The sequence below is a fragment of the Nocardioides thalensis genome (genome assembly GCF_013410655.1).
Classification (GTDB): Bacteria; Actinomycetota; Actinomycetes; order Propionibacteriales; family Nocardioidaceae; genus Nocardioides; species Nocardioides thalensis.
On sequence record NZ_JACCFP010000001.1, the window covers coordinates 1032408 to 1053602 of the forward strand.

A 21195-nucleotide genomic window follows, 5' to 3' on the forward strand; every position below is an offset into this window, starting at 1 on the left:
ATGACCGACGGGCCGGACGGCTCGGGGACGGACGCCGTCGCGGCGTTCGTCGAGGTGATGCGCCGCCTGCGGGCCGAGTGCCCGTGGAAGCAGGAGCAGACCCACCGCTCGCTCGCGCGCTACCTGCTCGAGGAGACCCACGAGACCCTCGAGGCCATCGACACCGGCGACACCGCGCACCTGCGCGAGGAGCTGGGCGACCTGCTGCTCCAGGTGGTGTTCCATGCGGTCATCGCCGAGCAGGCGGGGGAATTCGACCTCGACGACATCGCCTCCGACATCACCGCGAAGATGGTGCGCCGCAACCCGCACGTGTTCGGCGACGGCGCCGCGGAGGACGTCGAGTCGGTCACCGAGGTCTGGGAGCAGATCAAGGCCCAGGAGAAGCAGCGCACCTCACCCGTCGAGGGCCTCCCGCCGACCCTGCCGGCGCTCCTGTACGCCGACAAGGTGCTCGACCGGCTCGCCCGCGACGGTCGGGCGGCCGACGTCGATCCCGACTCCGACGACCTCGGCGACCGCCTGCTCGCCCTCGTGGCGGAGGCCCGCGCCACGGGCACCGACCCCGAGCAGGCGCTGCGGGACGCCGTACGTCGCCGGATCTGATAACGCCTGCGGCCTTGGCGTGGCGCCCGACCGCGAGCGGTGCCATCGTTCGACGTGCTCCGATCCGGTCCACCTCCTGGACCGCGTGCTCCGTCGGCTCTGCGGGGCGGGACGCTCGGGGTCGGAGGGCTACTGGATGTGGGGCCGGTAGCCCTCCGGCGGTCCCGGCAGCTGCGCGGGATCACGCGCGGCCAGCACCTCCGATGCCCGCTGGATCCGCAGCAGCATCGCGGCCGACGGCGTCACCCGGCCGCTGACGTAGGTCGACAGGCGTGAGGGCGAGGTGCCGACGTACGCCGCGAACGCCTTCTGGGTCAGTCCGCTGAGCTTGACCCGCCGCCTGATCTCGTCGGCGACCGCCCGCCGCTCGTCGTCCTCCCGCAGCAGCTGGTAGACACGCTGGCACGCTCGCAGCGAGTCGGCCACCACCGGGAGACCGGCGTCGTCGGCCAGCGCGGCGAGCTCCTCCCCGCGGGGGTCCCACGGGTGCGCGGCCACGGGGGCGAGCGCGGCCCGCCACTGCTCGACCGTCCCGCGCCGGATCAGGTCGTGGAACCCGTCGGGGTCCGGCAGGTCGGTCAGCGGCGTGACCAGCTCGATGTCGCGCAGCAGGAGCCAGAACATCAGGCTGTAGCAGTTCGCCGCGATGTCGGTGGCGGCCGAGTCGTCGGTACCGGCCGCCGTCAGCCGGCCACGGACGTGCTCCTCGTCGCCGATGCGATAGATCAGGGCGGTCTCGACGCGGGCGTGCGCGTGGTCGCCGAGCAGTCCCCGCAGCCAGCCCTGGAAGAGCGCGATCCGCTGGTGCCCGTGGTCGGAGATCAGCCGGTGGAGGCCGGCGTAGCTCTCGGGCGCGCCCGTCGCCACCAGGTCCGCAGTCGTGGCGAGGGTGTCGGCATGGACCATCGGCAGGCGCCGCCACCGCGCCGACCGGCGCGCCTCGTCGAGGACCTCGGCCAGCGCCTCCCTGTCACTCACCATGCGCACACCTCACCCGATCGACACGAGGAGGACAAGGGGCGCCGTGCCCGCTATCCCTGCGGTGCACGGCGCCCCGTGCCTGCCCTCCAAGGCAGCCCTGGGGGGCGCTCCCCTCCCGGTTACTGGTTCTGTCGCACCGTCCACGTCGCGCGGTCGGTGGCCGGCAGGTAGCTGTCGTTGCCCTCGAACCGCACGTCGTAGCCCTCGATGTCGATCGTGAAGGCCGGCAGCATCGTGTCCGCGACGCACGAGGTGGAGCCGTCCGCAGCCGTCGGCGGCGCCTCGCAGATCTCGATCACGAAGCCGGACACGGGGTGGGTCGCGGTGAACACCAGCCGCTCGCCGGCGATCGGCGCACCGCCGAGGCCGGTCAGCGTCGCCCGGACGCGCCCGATGTTGTCGCCGAGGGTGATGTAGGCGACGTCGGCCTCGAGGCTCGACCCGGCCCGGCCGACCTGCTGGAGGTACGGCGCGGAGTCCGCCGGCGCGAACGCTTCGTCACCCGAGTAGGACGCCGTCACCTCGTGGGCCCCCGCGGCGAGCGACGACACCGTGAGCGATGCCTGGCGACGGCCGTCGACCGACTCCACGTCCGCCGTGCCGAGGACCTCGTCACCGGAGCGGAACGTCACCGTGCCGCCCGGGGTCCCCGCGGCCGGGAGCGCCCGGTTGACCACCGCCGTCAGCGTCACGTCGTCGCCGAAGGTCGCCGGGTTGGTGTCCGACTCCACCCCGACGACCGTCGGCACCGTGCCGACGTACTGCGACGTGGTCGCCGTGTTGCCCTCGAAGTTGAAGTTCCCGACGTACGTCGCCCGGACCTCGTGCTCCCCGGCGCCCAGCGACGTGGTCACGAACGAGGCGGTCGCCTGTCCCGGCCCGGCCGCAGTCAGGCCGACCGCGCCCAGGAGGACACCGCCGTCCCAGAACTGGACGGCTCCGCTCGGGCGCCCCGTCGCCGGCGCGACCGCGGTGACCGTGGCGGTGAACGCCACCGGGTCGCCGTACGCCGCGAACGGCGTGGCGGACTCGAGCGTCATCGACGTCTGGCCCTTGGTGACGTGCTGGCCGTTGCCCTGGTCGAGGCTGCCCGTGCTGGCGACGAAGCGCGGGTCACCGCTGTAGGTCGCCTCGATCCGGTAGGTGCCCGGCGACAGCGAGGTGAACGCGGCGCTGGTCGCCTCGCCGTCGACGACCTCCACGGCGCCGCCGAGGTTGGCCCCGTTGACGGTGAACCGGACGGTGCCGCCCGGGTCGCCGGCGCCGGGCGCGACCGGGCTGATCGCCGCGGTGAACCGCACGCTCTGGCCCGACTGCGACGGGTTCACCGACGAGGTGACCAACGTGGTGGTCTGGGCGCGCTGCACCCGCTGGGCGACCGAGCCGGAGCTCGCGACGAAGCTGTCGTCGCCCTCGTAGGTCGCGACGACCGCGTGCTGCCCGACCGGCAACGCGTCGGTGGTGATCGACGCCTGGAAGCCGGTGGCCGAGCTCACCGGAGAGGTGCCGAGCACGGTCGACCCGTTGGTGAACGTCACCGTGCCGGACGGCGAGCCGGCGCCCGGGGCGACGACCGCGACCGAGGCGGTGAACGTCACGGGCTGCCCGAACACCGAGGTCGGCGCCGAGCTCTCGACGGTCGTCTTCGTCGCGGCCTTGTTGACCGTGTGGGACGCCGGGTCCGACGTGCTGGTGACGAAGTTCGGGTCGGCGCTGAAGTACTTCGCCGTGATCTCGTGGCTGCCCCGACCGAGGTCGGAGAGCACGATCTGGCCCGCCCCGTCCTCGAGGGTCGCGAACGCGCCGGGCTCGCCGTCGATCGTGAACTGGACGGCGCCGCTAGGGGTGCCGCGGGCCGGCGCCACCGGGGCGACGACCGCGCGGACCGTGACCGGCTGGCCGACGACCGAGGGGTTCGGCGAGGTCGTCACCGTCGTCGTGGTGTGCGCCGCCGCGACCTCCTGGGTCAGCTGGGCGGTGTTGCCCGCGAAGTCGGCGTCGCCCTGGTAGTCGGCGGTGATCACGTGCGCGCCGGCGTCGAGGCCGGTCGGCGGGGACGTCGCCGCGCCGTTGTTGACCGGCACCGGGTCGCCGATCGGCACGCCGTCGGACGCGAACTGGACGACGCCCGTCGGGTTGCCCGCGCCGGGCCCGACCACGTCCACCTCGGCGGTGAACGTCAGCGGCTCGCCGGCCACCGCGTCCGGGTTGGACGTCTGGAGGCCGACCGTGGTCTCCGCGCGGTTGACGCCGTGCGTCGTCTCCGCAGAGCTGCTCGAGGCGAAGTCGGCGTTGCCGTTGTAGGTCGCCTTGACCTGGTGGTTGCCCGGCTTGAGGTTGCTGATGGTCAGCTCGGCGGTGTCACCGTCGAGCGGTACGGCGGTGCCGTAGGGCTCGCCGTCGACGTCGAACTGCACGCCGCCTGCGAGGTCGTCGCCGCCGGGAGCGACCACCGCGACGGTCGCGGTGAACGTCACCGGCTCACCGGTGACGGTGGGTGATCCGGAGCTCGCGAGGGCGGTCGTCGTCTGGGCCTTGCCGACCGACAGCGTCCTGGTCGAGGCCGTGCTCGCCAGCAGGTTGCCGTCGCCGCTGTAGGACGCGCCGATGGTGTGGCTGCCCGTGCTCAGCGTGCTCGTGGTGGGGGAGACGGCCGTGCCGTTCGCGACCGCGACCGGCGCTCCGAGGCTCTGGCCGTCGACCGTGAACTGGACCGTGCCGCCCGGGTTGCTGGTGCCGTTGACCGGCGCGACCTGCGCGGTGAAGCTCGTCGGCTGGCCGTGCACGACGGACTCCGGCTGCACGACCGTCGTGGTCGTCGGGTTCTTGCCGACGACGAACGTGGTCGAGTCGGCCGATCCCTTGTAGTGGGTGGTCTGCGCGAAGGACGCGGTCACCGTGGCCGTCCGCGGCGGGCCCGAGATCGGGAGCGTCGCGGTCGCGACGCCGTTGCCGTTCGTCGTCCCGGTCACCGACGTCCCGCCGGAGAGCGAGAACGTGACCGTGCGGTTCGGAAGCACCGACGAGGACAGGTGGGGGTCGGTGAGCGTCGCCCGGACGGTGACCGAGGTGTTCTGCGGTCCCTCGGTCGCGCCCGAGTAGGCGATCTGGGTGATGTTGTCGATCGTCACCGAGCGGTTGGTGGTCCGGGTGTTGTTGTTGCACAGCACGAAGCCCGACCGGTTGCGCTCGATCGCGCGGGCGGTGTAGCTGCCGTTCGGGTAGTTGTGGGTGTCGATCGTCGCGTTCTTCGCGCCGGTGCCGCCCTGCACGCTCTCGAACACGACGCCACCGCCGGAGTTGATCAGCTGGAGCGTGGTCCGCGGGCTGTCGGCCCGTGCGCACAGGGTGCCGTCGCTGGCACCGCTCGCGGAGAGGGTCGCGTTGCCACGGAGCACCGCCCCGTCGGCCGGCGCCGTGATGTCGGCCGCCGACGACCCGGCGACCAGCGCCACCAGCCCGACGACCAGGCCGAGCACTGCGAACGAGGAGATCAGTCTGCGCAGGGCGTTCACTTGAGGATGCCTCCCTTGACGGTGGTGGCCAGGTGGTCGGCATCACCCGCGTACGACGCCGTGTAGCCGCCGTTGAGCACGAGGCCGAGGATCTGCGAGGCGGCGTTGCAGGCCGCCACCCCGCGGGCGTCGGTGGTCGCCTGGCAGACGACCTTGGTGCCGACCTTGAACTCGATCGCGGCGCCCGCGAGCGGGTCGCCGCCCGCGGTCAGCGTGACCTTGAGCTGCCCGAGGGGGAGCCCCAGCGGACTGACGGACACCAGCGCGGCCTGCGGGGTGAGCGTCGTCGCCAGCTTGCCGACGGTGACGGTGGTGTCGTCCGACGAGCTCGGGTCGAACTCGTCGTCACCCGAGTAGACCGCCCGCAGCTGGTGGCTGCCGGCTCCGAGACCGGTGAGGGTCGCGGTCGCGACGCCGGCGGTGCCGTCGGCCGCGACCGGCACGGTGGCGATGACGTCGTCCCCGTCCACGATGTCGACCGTGCCGCCGGGAGCGCCGAGGTCACCGTGCTCGGGCGTGACCGTGGCCGTGACCTCGACCGCGTCGCCGTACGTCACCGACGCGTCGGCGACCTCGAGGGTGGTCGTGGTGGCGACGCGGTGGACCGACTGGGTCGTCGTGGCGACCTGCGGTGCGAAGTGGAGGTCGCCGGAGTAGATCGCGGTGACGGTGTGGTCGCCGGGCGTGAGGTCGTCGACGACCTCGCTGCCGGCCGTGCCGTCGACGAGCTCGACGGCACGGCCGAGCGGGACGCCGTCCACCGAGAACTGGACCCAACCGGTCGGGGTCCCCGTGCCGGTGACCGTCGACTCGACGGTCGCCGAGAACGACACCTCGTCGCCGACCTGGGCGTCGGCGTCCGACGGCACCAGCTCGACGGTGACGGGGGCGGCCTCGACGGTCTGCGTGAGCAGGTCGCCGCTCCCGGAGAACCCGACCTCCGGCACGAACGCCGCGATCACCGTGTGGTCGCCGGGGTCCGGCGACGCGAGGGCGGGGCTCTCGGCGATGCCGCCCGGGCCGACGGGCACCGGGTCGCCGATGTCCTGGCCGTCCACGGAGAACTGCACCGCGCCGGCGGGAGCGCTGTCGTCGGCCGCGTCGACGTCGGCGGTGAACGTGATCAGGCCGCCGTACGTCGAGGGGTTCTCGCTGGAGGAGAGCGCCAGGGTCGTGGCGACCACCGCGGTGCCGGCGAGGACCGTGTGGCTCACCGGCTCGGACTCGCTGGCGAGGTAGTCGGCGTCGCCGGCGAACTCGGCGGCGACCTGGTAGTCGCCGGGCGCGAGGTCGGAGACCTCGAGCCGCGCCTGGCCGTTCGCGAGCGGGGCGGAGCCGATCGGATCACCGTCCGCGAGGAACGTGACGGTGCCGGTCGGGGCTCCCGACCCCGGCGCGTCGGCGACCACCGACGCGATCAGCTCGACCGGCTGCTCCTCGAGCGACGGCGACGGCGTCGCGAGCACCGTGGTCGACGTCGACGCCTTCTCGACGGTCTGGTCGACCTGGTCGGAGCCGCCCTGGTAGCGGGCGCTGCCGGCGTACGCGGCGGACACGACGTGCGAGCCGGCGCCGAGCGAGGTGATCGGGCCGAAGACGGCCGAGCCGTCCGTCAGCTCGACGGGCGCCCCGACGGGTGCGCCGTCGATCTCGAGCTGGACCGAGCCGCCGGGCGTGCCGCCCCCCGGGGCCTGCACGGCGACCGACGCGGTGAAGCTGACGGCCTCCCCGGTCACCGTGGTCGCGTCGGAGCTCTCGAGGGACACGGAGACGTCGGCCTTCTCGACGGTGAGCCCGCGCGGCGGCGCGGCGCTGGCGCCGTACACGTCGTCACCGGAGTAGGTGGCCACGACCTGGTGGCTCCCGACCGGGACGTCCTCGAGGGTCAGGGCCGCCTTGCCGTCGGACCCGACGGCGGCGCGCCCCAGCTCGGTCGCGCCGGCCGTGAACACCACCTCGCCGGTCGGGGTGCCGGACGTTGTGCCGACCGTCGCGGAGAGCGTCACCGGCTGTCCCGCGACGGCGGTCGACGGCTCCACCGTGGAGCTGGTCGTGGTCGCCAGCAGCGGCGGCCGCACGCGGAAGGTGAACGCGGCCGACGTGCTCGGCGAGTGGTCGGCGGTGCCGTTGTAGACGGCGACGACCTCGTGGAAGCCGAGCCCGAGCGTGGAGAGGTTGGGGCTGGTGGCGGAGCCGTCGGCCAGCGCGACCGCGCTGCCGAAGTCGGCGCCGTCGACCTGGAACTGCACCGTGCCGCCGGGCTTGGCGCCGTGCACGGCGGCCACCTCGGCGGTGAAGCGGACCGGGTCGCCGACGGTGACCACCGGCGGGGTGGCCGCGACCGTGGTCGTCGTCGGGATGGTGCCGACCGCGAACGGGCTGGAGTCCGAGGCCGCGACCAGGTTGCCGGCGGCGGCGAACGATGCCGTGATCGTCGCGTCGCGCGGCGGACCGGCCACCGGGATCTGGGTCTGGGCCACGCCGGCGGCGTTGGTCGAGGCGGAGACGGTGGCGCCTCCGGAGAGCGTGAACGTGACGGTCCGGCCGGCCGTGCTGCCGCCGGTCAGGTCGGTGAGCGTCGCGCTGACGGTGGCCGTGCCTCCCTGCGGGGCGGCGGTCGCGCCGTCGTAGGTCAGGGTCGTGCAGTTCTGCGGCGTGACGACGAGCGTGGTGGCCGCGGTGGCGCCGCCCGCGCTGACGAGGACGCCCCAGCTGCCGCGCGCACCGGTCTTGGACTTGCCGTCGCCGGCGGCAGGAGCGGTGAGGTTCGCCGTGTAGTTGCCGCCCGTGGTGGTGGCCGCGTTCACGGTGCCGATGCCGTCGGCCCTGACGGTGACGGGTACGCCGGACTGGCCGGTGCTGAGCCGGCCGGCGATCGTGACCTGGTCACCCGCGCAGGTCAGGGACGGCGTGATCGTCGCGGTGAGGGTGGTGGCGGGCGCCGGCGTCGACGCCGACGAGAGCGTGCGGTCGAGCGTCAGCGTCGCACCGTCGAGGGGGAGCTGGAGCAGCTCGCGGGCGTCGTTGCGGTGACCGGGGGAGTACCAGTGGGTGTTGACGGTGTCGCCGTCCTGGGAGTGGACGCGCCGGGTGCTCACCGACCCGCCGGCGGCCGAGATCGTCGCGTTGGTGACCGACGACGGGGCGTTCATGCTGAACGTGCCGTCGAAGGTGTCCGCGCCGCTGGCCAGCGAGCCCGCCTCGTAGCTGAAGCCGCCGTCGTAGTCGACCGCGACGTTGTTCTGCCAGGTCTGGCCGGCGTCGAGCGGGAACACCAGCGCGCGCCAGCCGCCCTGCGGCGTCATCTGGAGGTCGATGTCGGCGGTGATACCGGTCGAGATGAACCCGAGCTTCGCGGTGCCGTTGAGGTGCTGGGCCTGGGTCTCCTGGAGCATCGCCAGGTCGGAGCGGCGCACGTACTTGGTGCCGGACACGGTCCCGGAGAAGTTGCTGAGCGACACGTTGCCGACGCCGTCGACCTGCGCCGAGCCGCTGCCGCCCGTGATGGTGCCGGAGATGTTGAGGCGGTAGGCGTCCTGCCCGTTGAAGCTCTGGGCGCCGGCCACGGTGTAGGTGACGGTCTCGTTGAGCGTCACGTCGGCGTCGGCGCCGACGTACCGGAACGTCGTCTGGTAGGTCCACGACCAGCCGGTCGACCAGACGGGGACGTCGTCCCCCGATGCCTGTACGGCGCGCGCGGGCGAGGCCGTCGCGACCAAGGCGAGCGCAGCCGCGAGCAGCGTGAGCACGCTCAGCCGGCCGGTCCACAGTGTGCGCAGGGCGCGCCTGTCAGGGGTCGACGAAGGGGTCGACTGAAGAGGGAGCATTCTTCGGTTGTCCGTCCCTGGAGCCATGGGAAGTGCCCCGAGATGCGGACACGGGACCGCGCGGATCGAATACAAGCACTCCGTGACGGGTGACACACCAGAAATTGCAGAATCGGTTCTCGTTCGTCAGATCTTCGGCCCGCCTCCGCCTGATACTCCTCAGGTGAGGACGGTCCGACGCGCGCTGGTCATGGTGCTGCTGAGCGCCGTCCTGCTCACGCCCGGCGCGGCGCGGGCGGGGGAGCAGGCAACGGCAGTGGTGACCGCCGCGGACGCGTGGGTCGACTACGGCAAGGTCGGCCGGATCCGCGTGACCGTCGCTGCGGACGGCGCGACGCCGACGGGCGAGGTGACGGCGAGCCTCGGCGACCGGGTGCTCGGCTCCGGGGACCTGGAGGACGGGAGGGCGGTCATCGAGATCCCGGCACGCGCGCTGCCCCCGCACACCACGCCGTACGAGCTGACGGTGTCCTACGGCGGCGATGCCACGGTGCCCAGCGGGACCGACACCGCCGCGCTGAAGGTGAGGCGCGGCCGGGTGTTCGTGTGGGCGATCGTCACCCCGCGCCGGCTCGCGGTCGGCGAGGACCGGGTGACCGCGGTCGTGGAGATCCTCAACAACGACGGGGTGCCGCGCAGCGGTGTCGTGACGCTGTCGGCCAAGGGCGCGGGGTCGCGCAGCGCCGCGATCCAGGGTGGGCGCGCGACGCTCCGGCTGCCGCCGTTCCGATCGACCGGGGAGAAGAAGGTCGTGGTCAGGTACGGCGGAAGCTCGCTCCTGCGCCGGGCGCGCGTCGTCTACGCGGTCGTCGTGGTCGGTTCGCCCCGGGAGACGTGGGTGCCGCGGGTCCGCCGCGCGCGCAGCGCCATCCAGGGCAACCGCTCGGCCCTGAAGCGTCCGTTCATCTCGTAGGTGACGTCGGCCCACGGGAGGCCGTGACGTTCCGTCCAGCGGATCACCACGCCAGGCGCCGGGTCGCGGTGGCGCAGCTTGACCCAAACGGGTCCGGTGTCGTGCATGAGTCCTCGCATTCGTCCCGGGTGACGGGATTCGATCGCGGGACTGAGAGAGGTGCCAAGTCCGACAAGGGCCGCGAGAAGTGGGCAGGACGCCGACTGCTTGACGCGCTCCTCCCTCGACAGTGTCACGGACGCGGTGGGAACGCAATGGCACGGACTACTGACCTACGGAACCGACGAGCGGCCCCGGGGTGTCCGGGGCCGCTCGCCGTCAGCAGACGACCGGGCGCGTCAGCGCACCCGGAAGCCGTCCTTGCCCGACGATGCCTTCACCCGGTCGGACCCGGCGTACTGGGCGACCAGGGTGTAGGCGCCCGCCTTCTTGACCCGCAGGAACGACGCGGTCGCCTTGCCGTTGCGCAGCGCCCTGGTCACCGTCTTGAGGGTCTTCGTGCCCTTCTTCAGGATGAACTTCACCTGGCCGGTCGTGGCGATGCCGTTGCTCGCCTTGACCGTCGCGGTGCCGGTCACCTTGTCGCGCTTGGCGCTGTACGACGCCGCGACCTTCGTGCTGGAGCCGGCCTTGACCACGCTGATCGTGCCCATGGCCAGGTCCTGGCCGGCCGTCGGGGTGCACGGCACCGCGAACGGAGTGCCCTCGCCGGCGGCGTTGTACAGCGTCATCGCGACGTCCTGGTTGCCCGCGACCACCTCGATCACGTCGCCCGGGTCGCCGCCGGTGATCGGCGCCAGCGCGCCGGTCGCCGTGAGCACGGCGGGCTCGCCGGCGTCACCGCCGTCGGTGCGAGGGATCGTGAGCGGGACCGCCTGGGTGACCCCGTCGACGGAGACGGCGGACTGGATCGTGCCCGCGACCTCCTCGACGCTGAGGAACGTGCGCATCGCGTCGGCGATGCCGGCCGGGATGTTGAGCACCGCGGTGACATCGGGCGTCGTGGTCGAGCCGGTCGGCAGCTGCGACGGCGCCGAGTGCGAGATGTCGACGCTGAACGTCTGCACCCCGAGGAGCGGCAAGGTGCAGTCGAAGCTCAGCGTCGCGGCCGAGGCCGACGGCGCCGTACCGACGATCGAGGCGGACGCGGCCGCGAGGCCGAGGACGGTGCCTGCGGCCACCGTGCGCAGGCGCGCGCGAGCAGAATGACGCAAGGTCATAGGGGTTCCCTCCCGTGTTTGGTTGTTGGCGCGACGGCCGATCACCCTCCCGTGACGGCCGTCACTGCCGGATCCTTGCACACGTGCGGCGCCGGCCCGGCAGGTCAGTGCTCGAGCGCGGGGTCCCAGCGATTGGCGATCAGCTTGAAGCTCGGGGTGTCCTCCAGGGAGGTCATCGCCTCGTAGATGCGGTCGTACGCGGTCGAGGCGATCCGCCACGCCCCGTCCGGGTCCTTCCGGTAGGTGTCGCGGTAGTAGCCGCCGCCGCGGATCGTGACCTTGAAGTCCGGCACGATCACGGTGTCCTCGAAGGCCCAGGAACCGCTCGCGGTGTCGCCGTCGACGTCGATCTCGGGGTGGTTGGCGACGTGGATGGTGATGATCCCCGGCCCCAGGTTGGAGGTCATGAACTCCACGACGTCCGCGCGGTTGTCGTAGTGGAGCGGCTCGGCCATGGCCTGGGTGCCGTACCGCGCGCTCACGTCATCGGTGAGGCAGTCGCCGAACTCCTCCCACAGCTTCAGGTCGAGGGTCCGGAAGTAGCGGTACTTCAGACGTTTGATCTCTTCGATCGCGACGAGGTCCATGGCGACAGCCTAGAACGTGTTCTAGGCTGTCGGGCGATGTCGATGCAGTCCAAGCCCTGGGTCCGCGACTTCACCATCCGGGTCGACGACGAGGTGCTCGACGACCTGCGTCGGCGGCTGCGCGAGGCCCGCTGGCCGCGGCGGGAGACGGTCGAGGACTGGAGCCAGGGCATCCCGCTCGCGGTCGTGCAGGACATGTGCGACTACTGGGCGAGCGGCTACGACTGGCGCGAGCGCGAGGAACGGCTGAACTCCCTCCCGCAGCGCCTTGTCCGCATCGACGACCTCGACATCCACTGCGTCCACGTGCGCTCCCGGCATCCCGACGCGACGCCGATCGTCCTCACCCACGGCTGGCCGGGCTCGTTCGTGGAGTACGTCGGGCTCGTCGACGAGCTGGTCGACCCCGCGAGCGGCAGCGCCGAGGACGCCTTCCACGTCGTCATCCCGTCCCTGCCCGGCTACGGGTTCAGCAGCCAGCCGCAGGCGCCCGGGTGGGGGATCGAGCGGATCGCTCGTGCGTGGGCCGAGCTGATGACCGCGCTGGGCTACGAGCGGTTCGGTGCGGTGGGCAGTGACTGGGGCACGAGCGTCTCGGCCTCGCTCGGCGAGCAGTTCCCCGACCGGGTGCTGGGGCTGTGCCTCGTCCCGCCGTTGGCCGCTCCCGACCCGGCCACCTTCGACGACCTCACCGCCCAGGAGCGCGCGGCGCTGGCGGACCTGGAGACCGCCAACGCCACCGGCTCGGCGTACTCGGCGATGCACGCCACGCGGCCGCAGACCGCGGCCTACGGCCTCACCGACTCGCCCGCGGGCCTGTGCGCCTGGATCCTCGAGAAGTTCTGGTCGTGGACCGACCACGACGGCGACCTCTACGACGTCATCGACCGCGACACGATCCTCGACGACCTCACGATCTACTGGGTGACCGGCACCGCGGCGTCGTCGGGCCGGCTGTACTGGGAGAGCTTCGAGGAGATCCACCGCATCTTCACCGAGGACGTGCCCTCCGTGATCGACGTGCCCGTCGCGGGAGCGATCTTCCCCCGCGAGGTGCCGCGGGCGTCCCGGCGGTGGGCGGAGCGGCGGTTCCCGAACATCGTCCAATGGCGCGAGCATGACCGGGGTGGGCACTTCGCGGCGCTCGAGCGACCACAAGCCCTCGTCGCAGATGTCCGCGACTTCTTCGCCACGCTCCACCGCCGATATCGCGCGGATCCCTAGAGGGAGGTCCGGCCCAGGTCGGCCGAGAGTGCTTGCGAGCACCTGGCCACGTAGTTGCCCAGCTCGTCCAACCGGCCACCGAGGCGTGATTTCGGCGCGCTGATGTTGAGGGCGGCCACGATCTGGCCGGACGCGTCGCGGACGGGCGCCGAGGCGGCGACCACTCCGTCCTCGAGCTCGGCGTCGGACACGGCGTACCCCCGCTGCCGGATGCGGTCCAGCTCGGAATGGAGGGTTTCGATGTCGTGCACGAGGAGACGGTCCGGCTCCGGCTCCGCTAGCAGGCGGAAGGTGCCCGGCATCGGTGACTCGTGCGGGTGCAGGAGAGCGGCATCGTGGCCGTGCGCGCGGTACCAGGCGTCGACGGACGCGCGGTCCCAGTCGCTCAGCAACGCCCGGCCGGACGGTGTGCGCCAGGCCGCGGTGGTCGTCCCCGCCCAGCTCGCTGTTCCGACGACCTGGGGGCTCAGCTCGCTGGCGAGAGTCAGCACGTTTCCTCCGCGTAGCACGCAGAGATGGGTCGTCTCGCGGGTCGCCGCAGCCATCTGCCGGAGCACTGGGCGCGCGCGCTGCGTGAGCGCGGACTCCTGGGTCTGCGCGGCGAGAGCAAAGAGCCGCGGCCCCACCGAGTAGGTCAGGCGTTCGGGGTCGCGCCGCAGTAGGCCGGAGTCAGCGAGGGTCGCGAGCGCCCGGGAGACGGTGGCCTTGTCGCGGCCGAGCAGCTCGGCCACGCGGAGCACTCCGAGCCCGCCCTCCCGCAGCGCCTCGGGTCCGGCCAGCACCTCGATCATCGCGATGTCCCGCGCGAGCCCCGTCGCGTTGCGCCGGTTCGACGACGGGGCGGAGGGGGTCGGGTCGTCGCTCATCCCAGCAGCGTAGGAGGCGATTGCCATATTGCCAACCCATGTTGTGCCAGCCGAAAGTGGTCTGCGATCGTCTCTGTCGTCCAACTGTGACGGCCATCACTGGGAGGTGACATGAACGGATCGGTCACGACCGCGTCGGCCGCCGACACCGGCGGGTTGCGCGGGCTCGACGGGCTAGGCGAGTTCCTCGACCGGCGGTCCGACGACATCCAGCAGATGCTGGTCGACCACCTCACGGTCGTCGCCTTGTCGGTCAGCATCGCGACCGTCGTCAGCGTGGCACTCGCGCTCCTCGTCTGGAATCGGCCGATCGGTCGCAACCTCGCCGTGTCGACCACGGCGATCATCCTCACGATCCCGTCGCTCGCGCTGATGGCGATCCTCAGCCCGCTTTTCGGCCTCGGCTGGGGGCCCACCGTCACCGCCCTGGTCGCCTACTCGATGCTGCCGATCGTCCGCAACACCGTGACCGGCCTGCGCGAGGTGCCTGCTCACGTGCTCGAGTCGGCCCGCGGGATGGGCATGAGTCGCGCCGGCGTCCTGCTCCGCGTCCAGCTTCCGATGGCATGGCCGATCATCCTCACCGGCATTCGCGTCGCGGCCCAGCTGGCGATCGGCATCGCGGCGATCGGCGCCTACGTCGCCGGACCCGGACTCGGACAGTACATCTTCAAGGGCCTGTCCTCGCTGGGCTCGCTCAATGCCTTGAACTACGCGCTCACGGGCACCGTCGGCGTCATCGTCCTGGCCCTCGTGGTCGACGCCGCCTTCGTCCTCATCGCCCGATTCACCACACCGAGGGGCCTCCGTGTCTGACCACAGCAACATGTTCTCGTCATCCGCCTCGAGCTCGGGCGGCGTCAGCATCGAGCTCGATGCCGTGTCGAAGGTCTACCCCGGCCAGCCCGCGGCAGCCGTGGAGGACTTCTCCATGTCCATCGAGCCCGGCGAGCTCGTCGTCCTGGTCGGGCCCAGCGGGTGCGGCAAGACCACCACGATGAAGATGGTCAACCGGATCATCGAGCCCTCCTCCGGCTCCATCCGCATCGATGGCCGCAACGTCCTGCAGCTGCCGCCCGACGACCTGCGCCGCCACGTTGGTTATGTCATCCAGCAGATCGGTCTGTTCCCGCACATGACGATCGCCGACAACATCGCCACGGTGCCGCGACTGCTCAAGTGGCCGAAGAAGCGCATCGCCGAGCGGGTCACGGAGCTGCTGGAGACTGTCCAGCTGGACCCCGCGGTCTTCGCCGGTCGCTACCCGCGCCAGCTCTCAGGTGGCCAGCAGCAGCGCGCCGGTGTCGCCCGGGCGCTTGCCGCGGACCCGCCGGTGATGCTGATGGACGAGCCGTTCGGCGCGACCGACCCGATCACTCGCGAGAAGCTGCAGGCCGAGTTCCTGCGGCTGCAGGCGGACATCGGCAAGACGATCATCTTCGTCACGCACGACTTCGACGAGGCCGTTCGGCTCGGCGACCGGATCGCGGTCCTGAGCGAGCGCAGCCGCATCGAACAGTTCGACACCCCCGGCGCGATTCTCGCGGCGCCGGCCAACGAGTATGTCGCCTCGTTCATCGGTGGCGGCGCAACGCTCAAGCGGCTCGGCCTGCTGCCGGTCACCGCGGCCAGCCTCACCAGCGCCGACCCGGCGCGCGGGCTTCCCCGCGTCGCCGCCGACGACACTCTCCGCGACGCGCTCGACCAGCTGGTGCGCACAGGCGCCGCCGGTCTCGATGTGGTCGAGAGCGACGGCCGGGTCCTCGGCACGCTCGGTCACGCCGACATCTCGGCGGCGCTGACGGCCACGGGGCGCTCCGAGGTGCCGGTCCCGTGACGGCCATCGGCACGCCGGCCCCGGTCGATACCGCCGCCGACGCCACCAGCCAGCAGGTGGTGCTCGCCGCGCCGCGCAGCGGTACCTCGCGCTGGCACCTGGTGATCCCGCCGATCCTCGTGCTGGTCGCGCTCGTCGTGCTCTGGGCTTGGGTGCAGTCGAACGAGCTGGACTCCATCGAGCAGCGCACCCTCAACCGCGACTACCTCGTGGCGCGGGTGCGCGAGCACCTCGAGCTGTCCTTCGCCGCCGCCGCGCTCGTCGCGCTCCTGGCCATCCCGGCCGGGATCCTCATCCATCAGGCGCGCTCGCGGGTGCTGCGGGCCGTCGTGCTCGGGCTCGCCAACATCGGGCAGGCGACGCCGGCCGTCGGCGTCGTCATCCTGCTGGCCATCATCTGGAAGACCGGCTTCACCACCGCCATCGTCGCGCTGGTCGCCTACTCCTTCCTCCCGGTGCTGCGCAACACGCTGACCGGCCTCGGCGAGGTCGACGCGCCGACCCGTGAGGCGGCGCGCGGGATGGGCATGACGCGATGGCAGGTGCTACGCAGCATCGAGCTGCCCCTCGCGTCGCCGGTGATTCTCGCTGGCCTGCGCACCTCACTGGTCTTCGCCGTCGGCGTCGCGACGATCGCGACGTTCATCAACGCCGGCGGTCTCGGGGACATGATCGTGAACGGCCTGAAGCTCCAGCGCTACCCCGTGCTCATCGTGGGGTCCGTGCTGGTGGCCGCCATCGCGATCCTCATCGACTGGCTCGCCGGGATCGTCGAGGAGCTCGCCCGACCTCGCGGCCTCTGACCCGCCTCGGCACGACCGGCCACCTCCGTTCCTCGGTGGCCAGGCCGAGCCTGCCCACACCGACCTCCGCTCCACCCACCACCCGAAGGAATCGCCATGAAGAAACCGCTCGTCCCCGCCCTCGTCACCCTCAGCGTCCTGGCCCTCACCTCCGCGTGCGGCGGCTCCGCCGGCGGCTCCGGCAGCGAGGGAGACGAGCTCGAAGGCCTGACCGGCACCATCGGCTCCAAGGACTTCTCCGAGCAGTACATCCTCGCCCACATCACCGGCGAGCTGCTGAACGCCCACGGCGCCGACGTCGAGGTCAACACCCAGCTCGTCGGCTCCGCCAATGTCCGCCAGGCGCTCGAGAACGGCGACTTCATCGGCTACTGGGAGTACACCGGCACCTCCTGGATCACCTACAACAAGCAGACCAAGCCGATCACCGATCCCGAGAAGCAGTTCCAGGCGGTCAAGGAGGCCGACGCGGAGAACGGGATCGCCTGGCTCGACCCGGCGCCGTTCAACAACACCTACGCGTTTGCCGTACGGACCGACAAGGCGGAGGAGCTGGGCGTCAGCACTTTGAGCGACGTCGCCGGCCTGCCCGAGTCCGAGCAGACCTTCTGCATCGAGAGCGAGTTCAGCACCCGCGACGACGGGTGGCCGGGCCTGACCGAGGCGTACGGGTTCGACGTCACCGACGACAGCGTCACCATGCTGGACACCGGCGTCATCTACACCGCTACCCAGGAGGGCACCGACTGCAACTTCGGCGAGGTGTTCTCGACCGACGGCCGGATCCCCGCCCTCGACCTGACCGTCATGGAGGACGACCAGAGCTTCTTCCCCGTCTACCAGGGCGGTCTGACGCTGGACGCCGACGTGCTCGAGGAGCACCCCGAGATCGCCGACGTCATCGCCGAGGTGTCGCCGCTGCTGACCACCGAGAAGATGCAGGAGCTCAACGCGAAGGCCGACGTCGACGGCGAGGACCCCGAGGACATCGCGATCGACTTCCTCATCGAGGAGGGGCTCATCGATGGCTGACCCGGCCTTCCAGGTGGGGGAGTCGTTCGTCGGCTCAGGCCCCAACGCCGCGCACCTGAACACGGTGCTCGGTGCCCGGAGCGGCCCGGCAGGTGCCGCCTGGGCCACGGCCCTCGCGACCCCCAGCGCCGGACACGTCCCCTTCGTGACCGTGGTGAAGCCGGGCGTGCCCGCCAAGCCGGCCACGCTCTTCGTCAGCAAGTCGGCGCCGCAGGGCGATGTACACGGCCGCCTGATCTGGGGTCCCGCCCAGGCGGGCGTCGCCGCCGGCGTTACCGACGCGGTCGCCGACGGCCTCCTCGACGGCATCGACCTGGACGAGGTGGTGCTGATCGCTGCCGTCTGGGTCGACCCGGCCGCCCATGACGCCGACGAGGTCTTCCGCAACAACCGCGAAGCGACCCGGACGTCGCTCGCCAACGGCGCGCGCCTCCTGCCGACTGTCGAGGAGGTGCTCGCCGCCCGCGAAGACCTCCACAACCCGTTCTACACGCCCCCGACCGTCGCCACCGGCACGGCCTGACCCCAGGAGCAGCACCCACCATGCAGGACGCCACGCCTACCCGCATCGGCTTCATCGGCCTCGGATCCATGGGCTCGGGGATGAGCCGCAACCTTCTGCGAGCCGGCTTCGAGCTCGTGGTTCACGACGCTCGGCCCGAGGTGCTCGACGAGTACGTCAGCCTCGGTGCGCAGGCCGCGGACTCACCGGCCGAGCTCGCCGCCGCCACCGGCACGGTGATCACCATGCTGCCCACCCCGGCGGTCGTCAACGAGGTGATCAACGGCCCAGCGGGCGTCCTCGCCGGACTGCCCGACGGCGGCACCTGGATCGACATGTCCACCTCGGTCCCGAGCATCGCCGACGACGTGCGCCGCCGTGCGGCCGGCCGCGGGATCGCGATCCTCGACGCTCCGGTCAGTGGCATGTCGGTCGGGGCGGCCGCCGGCCGGCTGCAGATCTTCATCGGCGGCGACCCCGACCAGGTGCAGCGCCTGCGACCGGTGTTCGAGGCCATGGGCGACCCGGAGCGGATCCTGCACGTCGGGCCGCACGGCGCCGGCTACGCGGTGAAGCTGATGATCAACCAGCTGTGGTTCTCCCACCTGGTCGCGACCGCCGAGGTGCTGGCGGTGGGCGTCAAGGCCGGGGTCGACCTCGGCGTCCTGCGCGACGCGCTCATCGCGAGCCCGGCCAACAGCAACTTCCTCGAGCATGACCTGCTCTCGATCCTCGAGCACGGCGACTACGACGAGGGCTTCGCGATCGCACTGGCCTGCAAGGACCTCGGCCTCTCGACCGAGGTGGCCGCCGCGGTCGGGATCCCGGTCGAGGTGTCTGCCGTCGTCGAGCAGGTCTACCGCCGGGCCCGCGCGACCTACGGCGACCGTGCGGGGGAGATGACGCCCTTCCGGCTCTACGAGGACCTGCTCGGCACCAGTCTCCGACTCGAGACGGGACGGATCAGCGCGTGACCAGCAGGGACCGATTGCTCGGCACGCTCCCCACCGGGTTGCACGTCGACGGCACGTGGCGACCGGCCGAGGACGGCCGGGTCTTCGAGGTGGCAGACCCCGCCACCGCGGAGCCGCTGGCGGCGGTCGCGGACGCCTCACCCGGCGACGCGGTCGCGGCCCTCGACGCCGCCCATCGCGCGCAGGCCGAGTGGGGACGGACCGCTCCGCGCGCCCGGGCCGAGATCCTCCGCCGCGCCTTCGAGCTGGTGACGCAGCGGGCCGACGAGTTCGCCCTGCTGATCACGCTCGAGATGGGCAAGCCCCTCGCCGAGAGCCGGGCCGAGGTCGCTTACGGAGCTGAGTTCCTGCGCTGGTTCAGCGAGGAGGCGCCGCGGATCGGCGGCCGCTACGCGACCGCCCCCGACGGGGGCAACCGGCTCCTGGTCCGCAAGCGGCCGGTCGGCCCGTCGCTGCTGATCACGCCGTGGAACTTCCCGATCGCGATGGCCACCCGCAAGGTCGCACCGGCGATCGCGGCGGGCTGCACCATGGTGCTCAAGCCGGCCGAGCTCACGCCGCTCACCACGTTGCTGCTCACCAACGTCCTGACCGAGGCGGGGCTCCCGCCTGGAGTGCTCAACGTCGTCACCACCTCCGACCCGTCGACGACCATCCAGCCCCTGCTGGCCGATGACCGGCTCCGCAAGCTGTCGTTCACCGGCTCCACGCCGGTGGGGCGCCGGCTCATGGCCGCCGCGTCGGAGCGGGTCCTCAAGGTGTCGATGGAGCTCGGCGGGAACGCGCCGTTCATCGTCTGCGAGGACGCCGACCTCGACGAGGCGGTCGAGGGTGCCGTCGCCGCGAAGATGCGCAACGGCGGCGAGGCCTGCGTCGCGGCCAACCGGATGCTCGTGCACCGCAGCGTCGCCGCCGACTTCACGAAGCGGCTCGCCGCGCGGATGGGAGAGTTCGTCGTGGGCGCCGGCACCGAGCCGGACACCACGCTCGGCCCGCTCATCGACGAGCGGTCCCGCGCCAAGGTGGCCGGCCTGGTCGACGACGCCGTTGCGGCAGGCGCCACCGTCGTGACCGGGGGCAGCGTGCCGGAGGGCCGCGGGTGGTTCTACCCGCCCACGGTGCTGGCCGACGTACGCCCCGACATGGCGATCGCCGGTGAGGAGATCTTCGGCCCCGTCGCGCCGATCATGGTGTTCGACGACGACGCCGAGGCCGTGCGCGCCGCGAACGCCACCGAGTACGGGCTCGTCGCCTTCCTGTTCACCCGCGACCTCGACCGCGCGCTGCGGATCACCGAGCAGGTAGAGGCCGGGATGCTCGGCATCAACACCGGCGTCGTGTCCAACCCCGCCGCGCCTTTCGGTGGTGTCAAGGCTTCCGGCCTCGGCCGCGAGGGCGGTGCCGAGGGCATCGAGGAGTACCTCGAGACCGTCTACATCGGCATCCGCGACCCGTTTGCCAGCGAAGGAGCACAGTGATGACCCAGCAGCACGCCCCGGCGGTCGACGCCGTCCGCGGCTTCGGCCTCTCCGCCTTCTCGCTCGCCGGTCGCCGCGCCATCGTGACCGGAGGCAACACCGGCCTGGGGCATGCGTTCTCGGCCGCACTCGCCGGCGCCGGGGCCGACGTGTTCGTCCCAAGCATCACCCCCGACGACGGGGTCACCGCTGAGCTGGTGACCGGTCACGGTCGGCGCTACGTGAGCATGGAGGCCGACCTGACCCAGCCCGGCACACCCGCCGAGGCGGTGCGGCGCTGCGTCGAGGAGCTCGGCGGGGTCGACATCCTCGTCAACTCCGCCGGCATCTGCCTGCTCGCCGACGTCGAGGACTTCGACCGCACGCAGTGGGACCCGATGGTCGCGGTCAACATGACGGCGGCGTTCGAGGCCTCCCACGCCGCGGCGACCCAGATGAGGCGCCAGGGCGGCGGCAAGATCATCAACATCGCGTCGCTCTTCTCGTTCCTCGGCGGCCGCCAGTCCCCGGCGTACGCCGCTACGAAGGCCGGCATCGTCGGCCTGACCAAGGCCTACTGCGACGAGCTTGCCGCGCACAACGTGCAGGTCAACGCGATCGCGCCCGGTTACTTCGCAACCGCCATCACCTCGGCCACGCGCACCGACGACGACGCCAGCCGCCGCATCGTCGAGCACATCCCCGCCGCCCGGTGGGGCGACCCGGCCGACCTCATGGGTGCGCTGGTGTTCCTGGCCTCCCCGGCCTCCGACTACGTCAACGGGCACACGCTCGTCGTCGACGGCGGCTACCTCGTGCGCTGACGCGCTCCCCACCGACCCCTCCACGAC

General features: G+C 71.9%; 17 protein-coding genes. 11 read left to right on the plus strand and 6 right to left on the minus strand.

What is annotated here, in order from left to right; translation table 11 throughout:
• Entirely contained in the window at positions 1-606 is a 606-nt protein-coding gene (locus tag HNR19_RS05110) for a nucleoside triphosphate pyrophosphohydrolase (protein WP_179666924.1), read from the plus strand.
• Between the two features lie 129 nt (positions 607-735).
• Here HNR19_RS05110 and HNR19_RS23445 read toward each other — a convergent pair whose 3' ends face one another.
• The 3 genes from HNR19_RS23445 to HNR19_RS05125 all read right to left on the minus strand — a co-directional run bounded on the left by HNR19_RS23445 (position 736) and on the right by HNR19_RS05125 (position 8851).
• Entirely contained in the window at positions 736-1584 is an 849-nt protein-coding gene (locus tag HNR19_RS23445; RefSeq protein WP_179666925.1) for a helix-turn-helix domain-containing protein, read from the minus strand.
• 122 nt (positions 1585-1706) lie between these two features.
• Complete coding sequence (locus tag HNR19_RS05120; RefSeq protein WP_179666926.1) at positions 1707-5102, minus strand: Ig-like domain repeat protein; 3396 nt, start codon at positions 5100-5102, stop codon at positions 1707-1709.
• Positions 5099-8851, minus strand: coding sequence for an Ig-like domain repeat protein (locus HNR19_RS05125; protein ID WP_179666927.1), 3753 nt, complete (start codon positions 8849-8851; stop codon positions 5099-5101). Before HNR19_RS05125 ends, HNR19_RS05120 begins: the two co-directional genes overlap by 4 nt.
• Positions 8852-9092: 241 nt before the next feature.
• Here HNR19_RS05125 and HNR19_RS05130 point away from each other — a divergent pair, with 241 nt between their 5' ends.
• On the plus strand, positions 9093-9842 hold the full coding sequence (locus HNR19_RS05130) for an Ig-like domain repeat protein (RefSeq protein WP_179666928.1): 750 nt from the start codon (positions 9093-9095) through the stop codon (positions 9840-9842).
• Between the two features lie 338 nt (positions 9843-10180).
• Here HNR19_RS05130 and HNR19_RS05135 read toward each other — a convergent pair whose 3' ends face one another.
• Together HNR19_RS05135 and HNR19_RS05140 are read right to left on the minus strand one after the other, a co-directional pair.
• On the minus strand, positions 10181-11062 hold the full coding sequence (locus tag HNR19_RS05135; protein WP_179666929.1) for an Ig-like domain-containing protein: 882 nt from the start codon (positions 11060-11062) through the stop codon (positions 10181-10183).
• 104 nt (positions 11063-11166) lie between these two features.
• Entirely contained in the window at positions 11167-11649 is a 483-nt protein-coding gene (locus HNR19_RS05140) for a nuclear transport factor 2 family protein (protein WP_179666930.1), read from the minus strand.
• A gap of 36 nt (positions 11650-11685) precedes the next feature.
• Between HNR19_RS05140 and HNR19_RS05145 the strand changes: the two genes are divergently transcribed.
• Positions 11686-12873, plus strand: coding sequence for an epoxide hydrolase family protein (locus HNR19_RS05145; protein ID WP_246303478.1), 1188 nt, complete (start codon positions 11686-11688; stop codon positions 12871-12873).
• On the opposite strand, the gene HNR19_RS05150 is transcribed toward HNR19_RS05145, so the two are convergent.
• Positions 12870-13739 (minus strand): IclR family transcriptional regulator, encoded by an 870-nt coding sequence (locus HNR19_RS05150; RefSeq protein ID WP_179666931.1) that lies wholly within the window; start codon positions 13737-13739, stop codon positions 12870-12872. The genes HNR19_RS05145 and HNR19_RS05150 overlap by 4 nt on opposite strands.
• A gap of 111 nt (positions 13740-13850) precedes the next feature.
• Between HNR19_RS05150 and HNR19_RS05155 the strand changes: the two genes are divergently transcribed.
• From HNR19_RS05155 to HNR19_RS05190, 8 genes are all read left to right on the plus strand, one after another.
• On the plus strand, positions 13851-14555 hold the full coding sequence (locus tag HNR19_RS05155) for an ABC transporter permease (RefSeq protein ID WP_179666932.1): 705 nt from the start codon (positions 13851-13853) through the stop codon (positions 14553-14555).
• Positions 14548-15576 carry an ABC transporter ATP-binding protein gene (locus HNR19_RS05160; RefSeq protein ID WP_343047060.1) on the plus strand — a complete coding sequence of 343 codons (1029 nt, stop codon included), beginning with the start codon at positions 14548-14550 and terminating at the stop codon, positions 15574-15576. The genes HNR19_RS05155 and HNR19_RS05160 overlap by 8 nt, the downstream gene beginning before the upstream one ends.
• Positions 15573-16379 (plus strand): ABC transporter permease subunit, encoded by an 807-nt coding sequence (locus HNR19_RS22580; protein WP_218910150.1) that lies wholly within the window; start codon positions 15573-15575, stop codon positions 16377-16379. Before HNR19_RS05160 ends, HNR19_RS22580 begins: the two co-directional genes overlap by 4 nt.
• A gap of 96 nt (positions 16380-16475) precedes the next feature.
• Positions 16476-17411 carry a glycine betaine ABC transporter substrate-binding protein gene (locus HNR19_RS05170; protein ID WP_179666933.1) on the plus strand — a complete coding sequence of 312 codons (936 nt, stop codon included), beginning with the start codon at positions 16476-16478 and terminating at the stop codon, positions 17409-17411.
• The gene (gene fae, locus HNR19_RS05175) at positions 17404-17934 is read left to right on the plus strand and encodes a formaldehyde-activating enzyme (protein ID WP_179666934.1); all 531 of its coding nucleotides are present in this window, start codon (positions 17404-17406) and stop codon (positions 17932-17934) included. Before HNR19_RS05170 ends, fae begins: the two co-directional genes overlap by 8 nt.
• 20 nt (positions 17935-17954) lie before the next feature.
• Positions 17955-18887: an NAD(P)-dependent oxidoreductase gene (locus tag HNR19_RS05180; protein WP_179666935.1), complete on the plus strand. Its 933-nt coding sequence runs from the start codon at positions 17955-17957 to the stop codon at positions 18885-18887.
• A complete protein-coding gene (locus tag HNR19_RS05185) occupies positions 18884-20365 on the plus strand; it encodes an aldehyde dehydrogenase family protein (protein WP_179666936.1) in 1482 nt (493 codons plus the stop codon). Before HNR19_RS05180 ends, HNR19_RS05185 begins: the two co-directional genes overlap by 4 nt.
• Complete coding sequence (locus HNR19_RS05190) at positions 20365-21168, plus strand: SDR family oxidoreductase (protein ID WP_179666937.1); 804 nt, start codon at positions 20365-20367, stop codon at positions 21166-21168. The genes HNR19_RS05185 and HNR19_RS05190 overlap by 1 nt, the downstream gene beginning before the upstream one ends.
• The last annotated feature ends 27 nt before the right edge of the window (positions 21169-21195 follow it).